Here is a 13,170-nt window from a genome sequence, read left to right on the forward strand (position 1 = left end):
ATGCGGGAGTGGCGGAGGAGTTGCTTCCGCCGCTAGGAGGGTGGAGCGGTGGTGCGGCTCCGTGCGGGGGTGGTGCTTCTCGCGGAGGTGGTGCGTTTGCCGTTCTTCTGCCCGACGGTCTGGAGCGCCCCTTCGAGCGCGAACGTCGCCGCGCCCAGGCACACCGGGTCGGTGGGGATCGGGGAGAGGACGATCTCGGTGGCGGCCAGCGGCCGCGGCAGCGCGTGCCGGGCGACGGCCTCGCGCACCTCGTGCAGCAGCGGTTCGCCCAGGGTGCGGGCGACCCAACTGCTCAGCACGACGATCTCGGGGTTGAACAGGTTCACCAGGTCGGCGACGCCGGCGCCCAGATAGCGCGCGGTCTCATGGACGGCCCGGCGTGCCACCGGGTCGTCCGCCGCGAGGCCGCGGGCCAGCGCGTCGATGGTCGCCGTCTGGTCGTCCGGGTGCAGCAGCGCGCTGTCGGGTCCGATCTCGCGCAGGTTCAGCATGATGCCGCGCGCGCCGACGTACGTCTCCACGCAGCCGTGATTGCCGCAGCGGCACAGGCGTCCGTCCAGGACCATCGTGGTGTGGCCCCACTCACCGGCGCTGTTGCTCACCCCGCGGTGCAGCCCGCCGCCCAGGACGAGCCCGGCGCCCACCCCGGTCCCGAGGTTGACCACGACGGCGTTGCCCCGCCCGCGCGCGGCCCCGAACCACAGCTCGGCCACCGCGCTGGCGCGCAGCGGGTTGTCCAGGTACAGGGGGTAGGCGATGTGCTCGGTGAGCAGGTCGAGCAGCGGTACGTCGTGCCAGTCCCAGTTGGGCGCGTACTCCGAGGTGCCGGTGGCGCGGTCCACCTGCCCCGGCACGCTCACCCCGACCCCGAGCACCCGGGCGCCCTCGATGCCGGCCTGGGTGACCACCGAGCCGACCGCGGCGGCCACATGGCCCACCACCTGCTCCGGCAGGCTCTCGCCGGCGCGGACGTCCTCCTCGGCGCGGGCGAGGACGTTCAGCCCCAGGTCGAACAGCTCGACATGGACGTACGTCTCGGCGATGTCGACGCCGATCAGCGCGCCCCCCGAGCTGTTGACCGCGACCAGGCCCCGGGGGCGGCCGCCGGCCGAGTCCTCGAAGCCGACCTCCGTGATCATGCGGAGGTCGAGCAGTTCACCGACGAGTGTGGCGACCGTGGCGAGACTGAGCCCTGTGGCGGCCGCCAGCTCCTGCCGGGAGGTCGGTGACTCGGCGATGATCTGGCGCAGCACCTCGTAGCGGTTCGCGGTGCGGATGTCGCGTGATGTGCGCTTCACCGGGGTGCCCATCCCTTCCCAGGCCGGCTCGGGCCGGGTCGACTTCGGCACCGGCGCGGCGCAAGGCTATGGGCTGCCGGGACTTTCGACAAGGGGTTAGGAAAGGGGCTTTATAAAGTGCGCTCCAGGTGAGGGGCGGTGAGGGCCGGTGATGGCTGATCGAAGTCTGCTCATGATGCCTCAGGCGATGTCCCGTGACGCCTCGGATCAGGGCCCCTTCGCGGGGCACGCCGGCGCCTCGCTCCGGGGGGCCGTGCTCGCGACGGCCGCCGCGAGCTGCTGCCGCACCGGCTCGGGCAGCGTACTGCCGTGCACGGTGTCCACCAGTTCCCGGGCCAGATGGTGCAGCTTGGTGTTCGTGTTCTGGGAAGTCCTGACCAGCACGCTCCAGGCCCCCTCGGGGCTCAGGCCGAAGGAGGCCATCAGGATGCCGCGGGCCAGGTCTATGGTCGGCCGGGTCTGCATGGCCCGTCGCAACTGGGTGACTTCGGCACGGAGGTCCTGGTCCTCGTCGCCCGTGGGCGGACCGGGCCCGTCGGTGGCCGGGCGTACGGCGTCGGGGCGCGGGCCCGGGGCCGCGAGCAGCTCCCGGGTGCCGGTCAGGTCGAGCAGGCGTTCGACCGCGGGGCCGCAGGGGCGGACGCTGACCGTCTTGCCCTCGTCGAGGGCGCGCAGCCGCAGGTCGAGCAGCGTGTTGAGCCCGGAGCAGTCGCAGAACCCGACCGCGTCCAGCCGCAGGTCGATGCCGCTGCCCGACAGTGTGAGGATGTCGTGCAGATCCGGCAGCAGCCGCCGGCTGCCCAGGTCGAGTTCACCCCACACGGTGACGGTCATCCGGTCGCCGTCCGGCATGACGTCCATGGTCGCCATGCAAGGCGGGATCGCCGCCACCGAGTGCGCAGGGTCCGGCATGGCCCCGTTCTCCCTTGTCTGTTCGCCGTTCCTCCACTATCCAGCGTTGCCTCTCTACCCCACACCCGTCAACCAATACATGAAACGCAGTACGTGTTTTTGAATACGTGTACGCCTGGTCGGTAGAGTTGGAGCATGGATGGAGTGCCCGAGCCACACACCGGATGGACGTTTCTCACCAACCATGCCCGCGTGCTGGCAGCCATCGCCGACAACCACAACGCCCGCATCCGGGACATCGCGGCCCACTGCCGGCTCACCGAACGCGCCGTCCAGAAGATCATCGCCGACCTGGAGCAGGACGGTTATCTCTCCCACACCCGGGAGGGCCGCACCAACACGTACCGGATCGACCCCGGCAAGGTGCTGCGGCACCCCGCCGAGGCCGGCCTGACCGTGGCGTCGCTGCTCTCCCTGCTCGCCGAGGACGAGGCCGACCGCGCCACGTCCACCGGCGGACCCGGTCGGCCGCACGCCACGGCCTGACCCTCCGGCCGTCCGCCGCCGGACGGCCGGAGGGCCAGCCCGTTACGCGTCCGTCAGCACGCCCCGCACGAAGGCGTTGGCGAACGTCCCCCGCGGGTCCAACTCCCGCGCCAGCGCGCGGAAATCGCCGAGCCGCGGATACAGCCCGCGCAGGGCGGACGCGGGCACGGTGAACACCTTCCCCCAGTGCGGCCGCGCCGCGAACGGGGCCAGCGCCTCCTCGACCCGCCGCACCACCGGCAGCACCGCCGGAGTGTCCTCGACCCAGGTGAAGTGCGCCGCCACGGTGTCCCGCCCGTAGGAGGGGCTCAGCCACTGGTCGTCACCGGCGACCGTGCGCACCTCGCAGGTCTGGAGGACCGGGGCGATGGTCTCCCGGATCGCGTCGAGCGCGTGCAGCATCTCGACGGCGTGCCCGCGCGGCAACAGGTACTCCGACTGCAACTCCGCCCCGCTGCTCGGGACGAACTCCGCCCGGAAGTGCGGCAGCCGCTCGTGCCACGGCCCCGGCACGCCGAACTGCTCGGTGCAGTTGACCGCGGGCATCCCCGGCACGGGGTGCATCTTCTCGGTGGCGGGAGTGGCCCAGGGGAAGGCGGGCAGCGGCTGGTCGGAGCGCCGCTTGAGCCACACCTGCCGGAAGCCCGGCGCACGCCAGTCGGTGAACAGGCTGACGCTGTACGCCGTCGCCATCACCGTCTCGAACGTCCCGGAGTCCAGCCCCGCGAAGGGCAGTTCGGTGAACACGTGCTGCGCTACCTCGTACGCCGGCTCCAGGTCGAGGGTGAGCGCGCTGACGACACCCAGTGCCCCGAGCGAGGTGACGGCTCCGCCGAACCGCTCCTCGTCCCGGCCTATGGTCACCGTCGAGCCGTCCGCCGTGACCAGCTCCACCTCGCGCACGACCGCCGACAGCGGGCCGTTGAGCACGCCGGAGCCGTGGGTGCCGGTCGCGACCGACCCGGCCACCGAGATGTGCGGCAGCGACGCCATGTTGGGCAGGGCCAGGCCCTCGGTGTGCACCCGGCGGGCCAGTTCCGCGTAGCGCACGCCGCCGCCGACCCGGACCGTCCGGGCCGCCGTGTCGACGTCCACCTCCGGGGGCAGGTCCGCCAGCGACAGCAGGACGCCCTGGGCGCCCGGCTCGGCGATCTCGTTGAACGAGTGTCCGCTGCCCAGGACCCGCACCCGGTCGCTGTCCGCGACGAGGGCGCGCAGCGCGGTGAGCGAGCCCGGCCGGTGCAGTTCCTTGGCCGCGTAGGTGATGTTCCCCGCCCAGTTGGTCACGGTCCCGTTCATCGCGTCGTCCTTCCCCGAGACAGCGGGGACCGGGAGAGCCCCCGGCCGGAACCTACCTCGCCGTGCTGTTCCATGCTCCTGCCCTCCATTGCTCCTGCCGCCCGGCTCGGCCTACCGTGGAGAAGTCGTAGAGAGCGGTTTCTGTCCCGGGCCGCTCATCCACGCGTGTCTCGCTGAACCGTCCCTCAGCGCGCCACCGAGCCGGAAGGTCACCTCCTTGAGCCAGCGCCCCCAGGCACTGTTCGCCATGACCGCCGAGAACGTGCCGCAGGTCTTCCCGCCGGAGGTGCTGGCGCGGCTGCGCGAGTCGGTGGACATCGATCCGGCGCTCGTGGCGCGGGACTTCGCCGACCCGGGCGTGCGCGAGGCGCTGGCCCGGACCGAGATCCTGGTGACCGGCTGGGGCTGCCCCCGGCTCGACGAGGCGGTCCTCGACGCGGCTCCCCGGCTGCGCGCCGTCCTGCACTCGGCCGGCTCGGTCAAGTCCTTCGCCACCCCCGGGATCTGGCGGCGCGGCATCGCCGTCTCCTCGGCCGCGGCCGCGAACGCGCTGCCGGTCGCGGAGTACACCCTCGCCATGATCCTGCTCGCGGGGAAGGACGTCCTCGTCTCCCGCGACCGGATGCGCGCCACCCGCACCTCCTCCGGCTGGGGCGTCGTCCCCGGCATCGGCAACTACGGCCGCCGCGTCGGCGTCGTCGGAGCCTCCCGCATCGGCCGCCGCGTCCTCGAACTGCTCCGCCCCTTCGATCTGCGGCCCGCCCTCACCGACCCGTACGTCGACGAGGAGGAGGCCGCCGCGCTCGGCGTCCCCCTGCTGCCGCTGGACGACCTGCTGCGCACGTCCGACATCGTCACCGTCCACGCCCCCGAGACACCCGAGACCCACCACATGATCGGCCGCCGCGAGCTGGCCCTGATGCCCGACGGGGCGGTGCTGATCAACACCGCGCGCGGCGCCCTGGTCGACCACGACGCCCTCGTGGCGGAACTGCGCGCCGGGCGCCTGACCGCGATCCTCGACGTCACCGACCCCGAGCCCCTCCCCGCCGACTCACCCCTGTACGACCTGCCCGGAGCCTTCGTCACCCCACACCTCGCGGGCTCCCAGGGCAACGAGCTGGCCCGCCTCGGGCTGACGGTCGCCGAGGAGGCGGAACGGCTGCTGGCCGGGGGGAAACTGGCGTACGCGGTCGACCTGGCGGCGCTGGAGCGCGCGGCCTGAGGGGGGTGGGGCAGTCGGTGACGGGGCCGGGTTTCCCCACGGTCCGTGTCACCGCAGACGGCGCCGGGAGCGTCACCGCGGCTGACATCGCCCGGGTGCGTACCCGGCAGGCCCGCAAGGACGGGCAGGCACTTGTTCTGCCGGACCGGCCGGCACCGGTGAGATCACAGGAGCTGGTACACCAGGGAGTCCCTGCCTCGGCGTCGGCGGACATGGCCACGCCAGCCCGCCAGCACCGCCATCAGCGTCCACGCCACCGTGCCGCCGATCAGGCCGCCCAGCCGGCCCGCGGCGTCGACGTCATCCGCTTGTTCCATCGGGACGGCGCCCTCGGGGTCGCGGATGACGTCGAGCCGGTCACCCACCTCCGGAGCCCAGGCGCCGCCGTCGAACCCCAGCTTCTCCTCCAGCTCCTTCCCGTCCGTCCCCCGGAGGGTGAAGCGATGGTTGTCGCTCGACGTGCCGGCCGCGGTGTCGGCCACGATCACCACGCTCTCGCGCACGCCGCGCCGTTCCAGGGCTGCCTCGGGTGCGTACTGGACGGACCCGACGAGCACGAACAACGCGGGCACCGCGGACAGTACGGTCAGCCACACGGCTCGGTGGAGAAGGAGCAACATCAAGGCGAAGGCGAAGCACAGGAGTACCCCGACCATGATGGGGACCACCTCCAGGCCCAAGGTCAGGTACGCGAGGCCGGTGGTGCCCGCTGCGGACACCCATCCGAACGCCACCAGCCCGGCCGTTCGCCGCACCGACTTCCAGGGGTCGACGGCCCGCCCGCCCATCCTGTTCAGTGGTGTGATCCTGCTGCTGCGTATTCCCGGCATCCCCGCTCCTTCGTGCCCGCGGCTGTGATCCGCCGCGAGCCGGCACGTTACAGGGCGTCACGCCGCTGATCGCGAGCCGGCGGTAACTCGCGAACATAAGGGACATACATCCGAGTCAGGGGGACCCGGTACCGGCCTCGCACACCCATGGGCATACCGTGAGGAGTCGTACGTCCGAGCCGGGAGGAGAGACGGGATGAGCAGCGGCAGCCGTACCGCGCTGGTCGAGGATCTGATGGAGCGATTCCCGCATGTTCCGCGGGAGGCCGTCTTCAAGGAGGACCTGCTCCGCGGCGGCGTGGCCTTCGACCCGTCCGCGCTCAGCGACAACGAGGGCGGCGAGGTCAAGCCGAAGTCGTACTTCATCTTCTCCTTCGACCACGGCACCCTGCCCGAGCTGGGCGAGGCCGCGCTGCGCCGGCCGCCCGAGGAGATCATCCTCACCGGCGGCCCGTACGACCTGCGCCGGACCGTCGTCTCGGTGCGCGTGAACCCCGCCTCCCCGTACCGCGTCGCCGCGAACGAGGACGGCGTCCTGGGCCTCTACCTCGACGGCAAGCGGATCTCCGACGTCGGCGTGCCGCCGATGCCCGAGTACTACCGGCACACCCTCGCGAGCGGGAAGTCGGTCATGGAGGTGGCCCCGACCATCCAGTGGGGCTACCTGATCTACCTGACCGTCTTCCGGGTCTGCCAGTACTTCGGCGCCAAGGAGGAGTGCCAGTACTGCGACATCAACCACAACTGGCGCCAGCACAAGGCCGCCGGGCGCCCGTACACCGGGGTGAAGGACGTCGAGGAGGTCCTGGAGGCCCTGGAGATCATCGACCGTTACGACACGGCGAAGGCCTCCACCGCCTACACCCTCACCGGCGGCGCCATCACCAAGACGGTCTCCGGCCGCGACGAGGCCGACTTCTACGGCCACTACGCCAAGGCCATCGAGGAACGCTTCCCCGGCCGCTGGATCGGAAAGGTCGTGGCCCAGGCGCTGCCGCGCGACGACGTACAGCGGTTCAAGGACCACGGCGTGCAGATCTACCACCCCAACTACGAGGTGTGGGACGAGTACCTGTTCAAGATGTACTGCCCCGGAAAGGAGCGCTACGTCGGCCGCGACGAGTGGCACAAGCGCATCCTCGACTCGGCGGACATCTTCGGCGCGCGCAACGTCATCCCCAACTTCGTGGCGGGCGTGGAGATGGCCGAGCCGTTCGGCTTCACCACGGTCGACGAGGCCATCGCCTCCACCACCGAGGGCCTGCGCTTCTTCATGTCGCACGGCATCACGCCCCGCTTCACCACCTGGTGCCCGGAGCCCACGACGCCGCTCGGCAAGGCCAACCCCCAGGGCGCGCCCCTGGAGTACCACATCCGCCTGCTCCAGGCGTACCGGCAGACCATGGAGGACTTCGGCCTCTCCTCGCCCCCCGGCTACGGTCCCCCCGGGGCCGGACGCGCGGTCTTCTCGGTCAGCTCCTTCATGGACAGCCTGCCGGCGGACGAACCCACCGCTGTTTGATAACGCTTCGATGACGTCGTGCATCATTGCGGTACGGCGTTGAGTCGCAGGGCGGTCGTACCCGTACGGCATACAGACGCCGGAGCCGTGGGGGCGCGCCGCCCTGTCGTGTTTATCTGAACAGGGCGCTTGTCAGTTGTGTGGGTGGCGTGAAAAGCTCTTGCCCTGCCTTCGAGGTTCCCCCCAACTCCATTGCCAATACGGTGAGTTGACCTCGCTTGTGGATGCAGGAGACCCATGCCCGACCTGCCGACCCCTCAGGACGCCGCCGAGGCCGCGCTGTTCTCCGAGTGCTGGGACGCGGTCCTCGCCTACGCCGACCTGTGCACGTCCGGCTCCACCGCCGCCGCACAGCTCGGCCGCGAGGCGTTCGCACACGGCACACGTGAGGCCCGCGCGGCCGAAACCGGCCAGCTGCGAAGCGCCGGCCGCCGCGCGGCCCGGCTGCCCCGGATACCCCTGCTGCTGACCGCCGTACGCACCACGGCCGCGGCCTGGGAAGAGGAGGGGCAGGGTCACAAACTCGACCCCGACCTGCGCCTGTGGCTCAACTCGGACAAGGCCGACCGCTACACCGGCCCGCCCTTGACGCGCCCGCTCGCGCTGCGCGGACTGCGCGACCTCCAGCAGGCCGACGCGGAACTGCTGTGGCTGGCCGAGGTCGAGGCGCTGCCGCTGTCCGTGGTCGCCCGCCGCCTGGGCCTCGACCCGGCCACCGCCGCCGACGAACTCCAGCAGGTGCGCACCCTGTTCCGGGACCGCTGCCACCGCAACCACCTCGACACCCCGATGGACGCCCAGTGCCGCAGCTACGCCCGGCTGCTGGACGCCGTCACCCGCTCCTCCGCCGCCGACACGCCGGGTGACCTCTCCCGGCACCTCGCCACCTGCGTCCAGTGCGCCGAGGCCGCGGCCTGTCTGCGCCTGCACGGCGGCGGACTGCCCGGGGCCCTGGCCGGCGGGGTGATCGGCTGGGGCGGCCTCGCCTACCTGGAGCGCCGCCGCCGCGCCGCCGAGGTCCGGCTGGGCGCCGGCCGCCCCGGCCCGTCGGACAAGGCGAACGACGGACCGGAGGACGCGGAGCAGAAGGCGCGCGTCGCCCGCAACGGCCTCCTCGTCGCCGCCGTGCTGGTCTCCGTCCTCGCGCTCGGCGTCTCGATGATGCCGTTCGGCGGCTCCGGCGACGACCTCGGGGCGCGCGGCGACGTGGGCCGTCAGCCGGTGGCCGACCCCAACCCCAACCCCGACCCGCCCCTGCCGTCCGCCCCGACCCTGCCTCCCGCGACCTCGAAGCCGGCAGGCAAGACGACCCAGGACACGAGCAAGTCGGAGAAGCCCGGCAAACCGGAGAGCAGCAACCGCCACACCGAACCGCAGGGCACCTCCTCTCCCACGAAGGGCGACGAGAGCGAGAGCCCCTCCTGCCGGGTGGAATACGACCTGGTCAACCAGTGGCCCGACGGCTTCCAGGCCACCGTCACGGTCACCAGCAGCAAGTCCCTCGACTCCTGGCGCGTGTCCTGGTCCTTCCGCGACGGCCAGCACGTCGGCCAGATGTGGGACGCCGCCGTCTCCCAGGACGGCTCCCGCGTCACCGCGACCGCCGCCGACTACAACAAGTCGGTCCCCGCGGGCGGCGACCTGGCCTTCGGCTTCCTCGCCTCCTGGCGCGGCAAGAACTCCCCGCCGTACGACTTCACGCTGAACGGCCAGGACTGCGCGAAAAGCAGTTGACGCGCCTCGGCCGTGACGGGATACCGTGACGGCGGTTCCACCGGGAGCCGAGTACCACCAAGAGTCGAGGATCGAGGAGGTGTTGACCGATGGCTGTCTTTGCGATGAGCGCTGCCCGCATCCAGTTCATCAAGTCCACCTCCAAGGCCGCCGGCTGATCCGACCGACTGTCGGGCCGGGGCCGACCTGGGAAGGGTCACCCTTGACTTCCAGCTCTGCCTCATCTGTTTCCTCCGCGCTCGCCCCGTACGGCTGGGACGACGCATGGGCGGACGAGTTCGCCCCCTACACCGCCGAAGGACTGCTGCCCGGACGCGTGATCCGGGTCGACCGCGGACAGTGCGACGTCGTCACCGCCGACGGGGTGCTGCGCGCCGACACCGCCTTCGTCACGCCGCACGATCCGATGCGGGTCGTCTGCACCGGTGACTGGGTCGCCGTCGAACCCGGCGGTAACCCGCGCTACGTCCGCGCCTACCTGCCGCGCCGCACCGCCTTCGTCCGCTCCACCTCCTCCAAGCGGTCCGAGGGACAGATCCTCGCGGCCAACGTCGACCACGCCATCGTCGCCGTGCCCCTGGCCGTCGAGCTCGACCTCGGCCGCGTCGAACGGTTCCTCGCGCTCGCCTGGGAGTCCGGGGCACAGCCCGTCGTCGTCCTCACCAAGGCCGACCTCGTGCCGGACGCCGTCACCGTCGCCCACCTCGTCCAGGACGTGGAGACCAGCGCGCCCGGCGTGCCGGTGGTGCCGGTCAGCGCTGTGGACGGGGCCGGGCTCGACGTGGTCGCGGCGATCGTCGGCGGTGGTACGTCCGTGCTGCTCGGGCAGTCCGGCGCGGGCAAGTCGACCCTCGCCAACGCGCTGCTCGGCGAGGACGTCATGGCCGTCCAGGCCACCCGGGACGTCGACGGCAAGGGCCGGCACACCACGACCACCCGCAACCTGCTCGCGCTGCCCGGCGGGGGCGTCCTGATCGACACGCCCGGACTGCGGGGCGTCGGGCTGTGGGACGCCGAGAGCGGCGTCGGGCAGGTGTTCTCCGAGATCGAGGAACTGGCCGAGCGGTGCCGCTTCCACGACTGCGCCCACGAGGCCGAGCCGGGATGTGCCGTGCTGGCCGCCGTCGAGGACGGCGACCTTCCGGAGCGGCGGCTGCTCAGCTACCGCAAGCTCCTGCGGGAGAACCAGCGCATCGTCGCCAAGACGGACGCCCGGCTCCGAGCGGAGATCCGCAAGGACTGGAAGCGCAAGGGCGCGATCGGAAAAGCCGCGATGGAGGCGAAGCGCGGAGCGCACTGGCGTTCCTAGCCGCCCGGTGTCCGCAGCGCCCTGCCCGCAGCGCCGTGTCCGATTTCCGCCAGCGGCAGACCCTCCGACGGCGGAGACTGGACAGCGTGAGGGACGACGACACAAGGGACCAGGACACGGGGGAAGACCTCCGGTACGAAGCCGTACGCAGTCGTGACGGGCGTTTCGACGGCGCCTTCTTCTTCGCCGTCGAGACGACCGGCATCTACTGCCGGCCGAGCTGCCCCGCCGTCACCCCGAAGCGGGCCAACGTACGGTTCTTCGCCACGGCCGCCGCCGCGCAGGGCTCGGGCTTCCGGGCCTGCCGGCGGTGCCGCCCGGACGCCGTGCCCGGCTCCGCCGAGTGGAACGTCCGCGCGGACGTGGTGGGCCGGGCCATGCGGCTGATCGCCGACGGCGTGGTCGACCGGGAGGGCGTCGCCGGGCTCGCCGGACGGCTCGGCTACAGCGCGCGGCAGGTGCAGCGGCAGCTCACCGCGGAGCTCGGCGCCGGGCCGGTCGCCCTCGCCCGGGCCCAGCGCGCCCACACCGCGCGCGTCCTCGTGCAGACCACCGACCTGCCGATCACCGAGATCGCGTTCGCGTCGGGCTTCGCCAGCGTCCGGCAGTTCAACGACACCATCCGGGCCGTGTACGCGTCGACCCCGAGCGAGCTGCGCGCCGCCGCAGCGCGGAAGAGCGGCCGGACCCGTCGTACGGCCACCCCGAACGCCGGGATCCCGCTACGGCTCGCCCACCGCGGCCCGTACCAGGCCGGCCCCGTCTTCGACCTGCTGGAACGCGAGGCCGTGCCCGGCATCGAAGAGGTCGGCGGCCCGCCCGGAGCGCGCACCTACCGGCGCACGCTCCGCCTCCCGTACGGCACCGGCATCGTCGCCGTCGACGAACGCCCCGGCACCGCCCGGACCGGATCCGGTGCCCATCCGGGCGGCTGGCTCGACGTCCGGCTGCACCTCACCGACCCCCGCGACCTCACCACCGCCGTGCAGCGGCTGCGGCGGCAGTTCGACCTCGACTCCGACCCCTACGCCGTCGACGAGCGCCTCGGCGCCGACCCGGTGCTCGCCCCCCTGGTCGCCGCCCGGCCCGGCCTGCGCTCGCCGGGCACCGCCGACCCGGAGGAACTCGCGGTACGCGCGGTGGTCGGCCGGGCGGAGGCGGAACGGCTCGTGCGGCGCTACGGCAAGGCCCTCGACGCCCCCTGCGGCAGCCTCACCCACCTCTTCCCCGAACCGGCCGTCCTCGCCGGCGCCGAACCCGGCGGCACCCTCGGCGCGCTCACCGCCGCCCTCGCCGACCACGCCGTACGCCTGGACCCCGGCGCCGACCGGGACGACACGCAGGACGCCCTGCGCGCCGTGCCCGGCCTGGACGCCCGCACCACCGCCGAGATCCGCACCCGCGCCCTCGGCGACCCGGACGTGGCCCCACCCGGCGCCGACGTCCCCGACAGCTGGCGCCCCTGGCGCTCGTACGCCCTGAACCACCTGCGCGCAGCAGGGAAGTGGGAGTTCCGATGACCTCGACGTACTGGACGAACGTGGCCTCCCCGCTCGGGCCGCTGCTCCTGACCGCCGCCCCGGACGGCGCGCTGACCTCGCTGTCCGTGCCCGGGCAGAAGGGCGGACGCGTGGTGCGGGACGACTGGCGGCAGGACCCGGGGCCCTTCCGCGAGGCCGGGGAGCAGCTCGCCGCCTACTTCGCCGGGGAACTGAACGAGTTCCGGCTGACGTGGCGCACCGACGGCTCCGTCTTCCGGGAGAAGGTCTGGGCCGCGCTGGACGACATCCCGTACGGCTCGACCGTGACCTACGGCGAGATCGCCGCGCGCATCGGAGCGTCCAGGGCGGCCGTACGGGCCGTGGGCGGGGCGATCGGCGCCAATCCGCTGCTGGTCGTCCGCCCGTGCCACCGGGTGATCGGTGCCGACGGGACACTGACCGGCTACGCGGGCGGCCTGGAGCGCAAGGTGCGGCTGCTGACGCACGAGGGTGTGCTGTAGACGCCGAGGTGCGCCGGAGGCCGTTCTCCGGGTGTGTTCCCGGGTGTCTCCCGGGTGTGTTCTCACGCCCCGAAAACGGCACCCACCCATGCCGCCGCGATCAACTGGCAGGTGAACAGCTCCACCAGCACGCTGGAGCCGCCCGCGCGCATCGCCGTGCGCAGGGCCGCGACGGCCTCGGCGTGGCGGCCGAGGCGGAGGCGTTCGGCGAGGTAGATACCGGCCAGAAAGCCGGGGATCGCGCCGAGCACCGGGAGCAGGACGAAACCGAGGGTGGATCCCGCTCCGGCGTAGGACAACATGCGGCGGGTGGCGCCGCTCGCCCGCAGCCGCCGGGGTGGCAGGGCCCAGCGCACGCCCTGGGAGACGAACATCAGGACCGTGGCTCCCACCAGCACCCACCATGCGACGGGCTGCGGATCCTTCAGCGCCCACCACATGACCGCGGCCCACACCAGCAGCGATCCGGGCACCGCGGGCAGCAGCACTCCGTACAGACCGAGCAGGATGACCAGCCCGACCAGCAGGAGGTCCCACACTCCCATCTGACCAG

12 protein-coding genes are annotated in these 13,170 nt (G+C 72.4%); 7 read left to right on the forward strand and 5 right to left on the reverse strand.

The features are described 5' to 3' along the window. Nucleotides 1-32 precede the first annotated feature (32 nt). Together ABFX81_RS02455 and ABFX81_RS02460 are read right to left on the reverse strand one after the other, a co-directional pair. Nucleotides 33-1,298: an ROK family protein gene (locus ABFX81_RS02455; RefSeq protein WP_086850767.1), complete on the reverse strand. Its 1,266-nt coding sequence runs from the start codon at nt 1,296-1,298 to the stop codon at nt 33-35. A gap of 207 nt (nt 1,299-1,505) precedes the next feature. Next, nucleotides 1,506-2,210, reverse strand: coding sequence for an ANTAR domain-containing protein (locus tag ABFX81_RS02460; RefSeq protein ID WP_346137557.1), 705 nt, complete (start codon nt 2,208-2,210; stop codon nt 1,506-1,508). A gap of 135 nt (nt 2,211-2,345) precedes the next feature. Here ABFX81_RS02460 and ABFX81_RS02465 point away from each other — a divergent pair, with 135 nt between their 5' ends. Further along, nucleotides 2,346-2,696: a MarR family transcriptional regulator gene (locus ABFX81_RS02465; protein ID WP_086850734.1), complete on the forward strand. Its 351-nt coding sequence runs from the start codon at nt 2,346-2,348 to the stop codon at nt 2,694-2,696. Nucleotides 2,697-2,738: 42 nt separating this feature from the next. Here ABFX81_RS02465 and ABFX81_RS02470 read toward each other — a convergent pair whose 3' ends face one another. Further along, nucleotides 2,739-3,995, reverse strand: a complete 1,257-nt coding sequence (locus ABFX81_RS02470) for an FAD-binding protein (protein ID WP_086850732.1) — start codon at nt 3,993-3,995, stop codon at nt 2,739-2,741. A 217-nt stretch (nt 3,996-4,212) separates the two neighbouring features. Here ABFX81_RS02470 and ABFX81_RS02475 point away from each other — a divergent pair, with 217 nt between their 5' ends. Next, the gene (locus ABFX81_RS02475) at nt 4,213-5,220 is read left to right on the forward strand and encodes an NAD(P)-dependent oxidoreductase (RefSeq protein ID WP_086850730.1); all 1,008 of its coding nucleotides are present in this window, start codon (nt 4,213-4,215) and stop codon (nt 5,218-5,220) included. Nucleotides 5,221-5,384: 164 nt separating this feature from the next. On the opposite strand, the gene ABFX81_RS02480 is transcribed toward ABFX81_RS02475, so the two are convergent. After that, nucleotides 5,385-6,050 (reverse strand): hypothetical protein, encoded by a 666-nt coding sequence (locus ABFX81_RS02480; protein ID WP_346137558.1) that lies wholly within the window; start codon nt 6,048-6,050, stop codon nt 5,385-5,387. Between the two features lie 196 nt (nt 6,051-6,246). Between ABFX81_RS02480 and ABFX81_RS02485 the strand changes: the two genes are divergently transcribed. The 5 genes from ABFX81_RS02485 to ABFX81_RS02505 all read left to right on the forward strand — a co-directional run bounded on the left by ABFX81_RS02485 (nt 6,247) and on the right by ABFX81_RS02505 (nt 12,617). After that, nucleotides 6,247-7,572, forward strand: coding sequence for a radical SAM protein (locus ABFX81_RS02485; protein ID WP_086850726.1), 1,326 nt, complete (start codon nt 6,247-6,249; stop codon nt 7,570-7,572). A 237-nt stretch (nt 7,573-7,809) separates the two neighbouring features. Continuing rightward, the gene (locus ABFX81_RS02490; protein ID WP_346137559.1) at nt 7,810-9,306 is read left to right on the forward strand and encodes a cellulose-binding domain-containing protein; all 1,497 of its coding nucleotides are present in this window, start codon (nt 7,810-7,812) and stop codon (nt 9,304-9,306) included. A 202-nt stretch (nt 9,307-9,508) separates the two neighbouring features. Continuing rightward, nucleotides 9,509-10,615 carry a ribosome small subunit-dependent GTPase A gene (rsgA, locus tag ABFX81_RS02495; RefSeq protein ID WP_086855496.1) on the forward strand — a complete coding sequence of 369 codons (1,107 nt, stop codon included), beginning with the start codon at nt 9,509-9,511 and terminating at the stop codon, nt 10,613-10,615. Nucleotides 10,616-10,701: 86 nt separating this feature from the next. Next, nucleotides 10,702-12,135 carry a DNA-3-methyladenine glycosylase 2 family protein gene (locus tag ABFX81_RS02500; protein WP_346137560.1) on the forward strand — a complete coding sequence of 478 codons (1,434 nt, stop codon included), beginning with the start codon at nt 10,702-10,704 and terminating at the stop codon, nt 12,133-12,135. Then, the gene (locus ABFX81_RS02505; protein ID WP_346137561.1) at nt 12,132-12,617 is read left to right on the forward strand and encodes a methylated-DNA--[protein]-cysteine S-methyltransferase; all 486 of its coding nucleotides are present in this window, start codon (nt 12,132-12,134) and stop codon (nt 12,615-12,617) included. The genes ABFX81_RS02500 and ABFX81_RS02505 overlap by 4 nt, the downstream gene beginning before the upstream one ends. 62 nt (nt 12,618-12,679) lie before the next feature. On the opposite strand, the gene ABFX81_RS02510 is transcribed toward ABFX81_RS02505, so the two are convergent. Next, nucleotides 12,680-13,162, reverse strand: coding sequence for a DUF456 domain-containing protein (locus tag ABFX81_RS02510; RefSeq protein WP_346137562.1), 483 nt, complete (start codon nt 13,160-13,162; stop codon nt 12,680-12,682). Nucleotides 13,163-13,170 lie beyond the last annotated feature (8 nt).

The sequence above is a fragment of the Streptomyces coeruleofuscus genome (assembly GCF_039532725.1).
In the GTDB taxonomy this organism is placed as follows: Bacteria; Actinomycetota; Actinomycetes; order Streptomycetales; family Streptomycetaceae; genus Streptomyces; species Streptomyces coeruleofuscus.

What these genes read in the sequence shown, in the direction of transcription:
- ABFX81_RS02460 (WP_346137557.1), bottom strand. Translation starts at nt 2,210, where the DNA reads ATGCCGGACCCTGCGCACTCGGTGGCGGCGATCCCGCCTTGCATGGCG.
- ABFX81_RS02465 (WP_086850734.1), top strand. Translation starts at nt 2,346, where the DNA reads ATGGATGGAGTGCCCGAGCCACACACCGGATGGACGTTTCTCACCAAC.
- ABFX81_RS02470 (WP_086850732.1), bottom strand. Translation starts at nt 3,995, where the DNA reads ATGAACGGGACCGTGACCAACTGGGCGGGGAACATCACCTACGCGGCC.
- ABFX81_RS02480 (WP_346137558.1), bottom strand. Translation starts at nt 6,050, where the DNA reads ATGCCGGGAATACGCAGCAGCAGGATCACACCACTGAACAGGATGGGC.
- ABFX81_RS02485 (WP_086850726.1), top strand. Translation starts at nt 6,247, where the DNA reads ATGAGCAGCGGCAGCCGTACCGCGCTGGTCGAGGATCTGATGGAGCGA.
- ABFX81_RS02490 (WP_346137559.1), top strand. Translation starts at nt 7,810, where the DNA reads ATGCCCGACCTGCCGACCCCTCAGGACGCCGCCGAGGCCGCGCTGTTC.
- ABFX81_RS02505 (WP_346137561.1), top strand. Translation starts at nt 12,132, where the DNA reads ATGACCTCGACGTACTGGACGAACGTGGCCTCCCCGCTCGGGCCGCTG.
- ABFX81_RS02510 (WP_346137562.1), bottom strand. Translation starts at nt 13,162, where the DNA reads ATGGGAGTGTGGGACCTCCTGCTGGTCGGGCTGGTCATCCTGCTCGGT.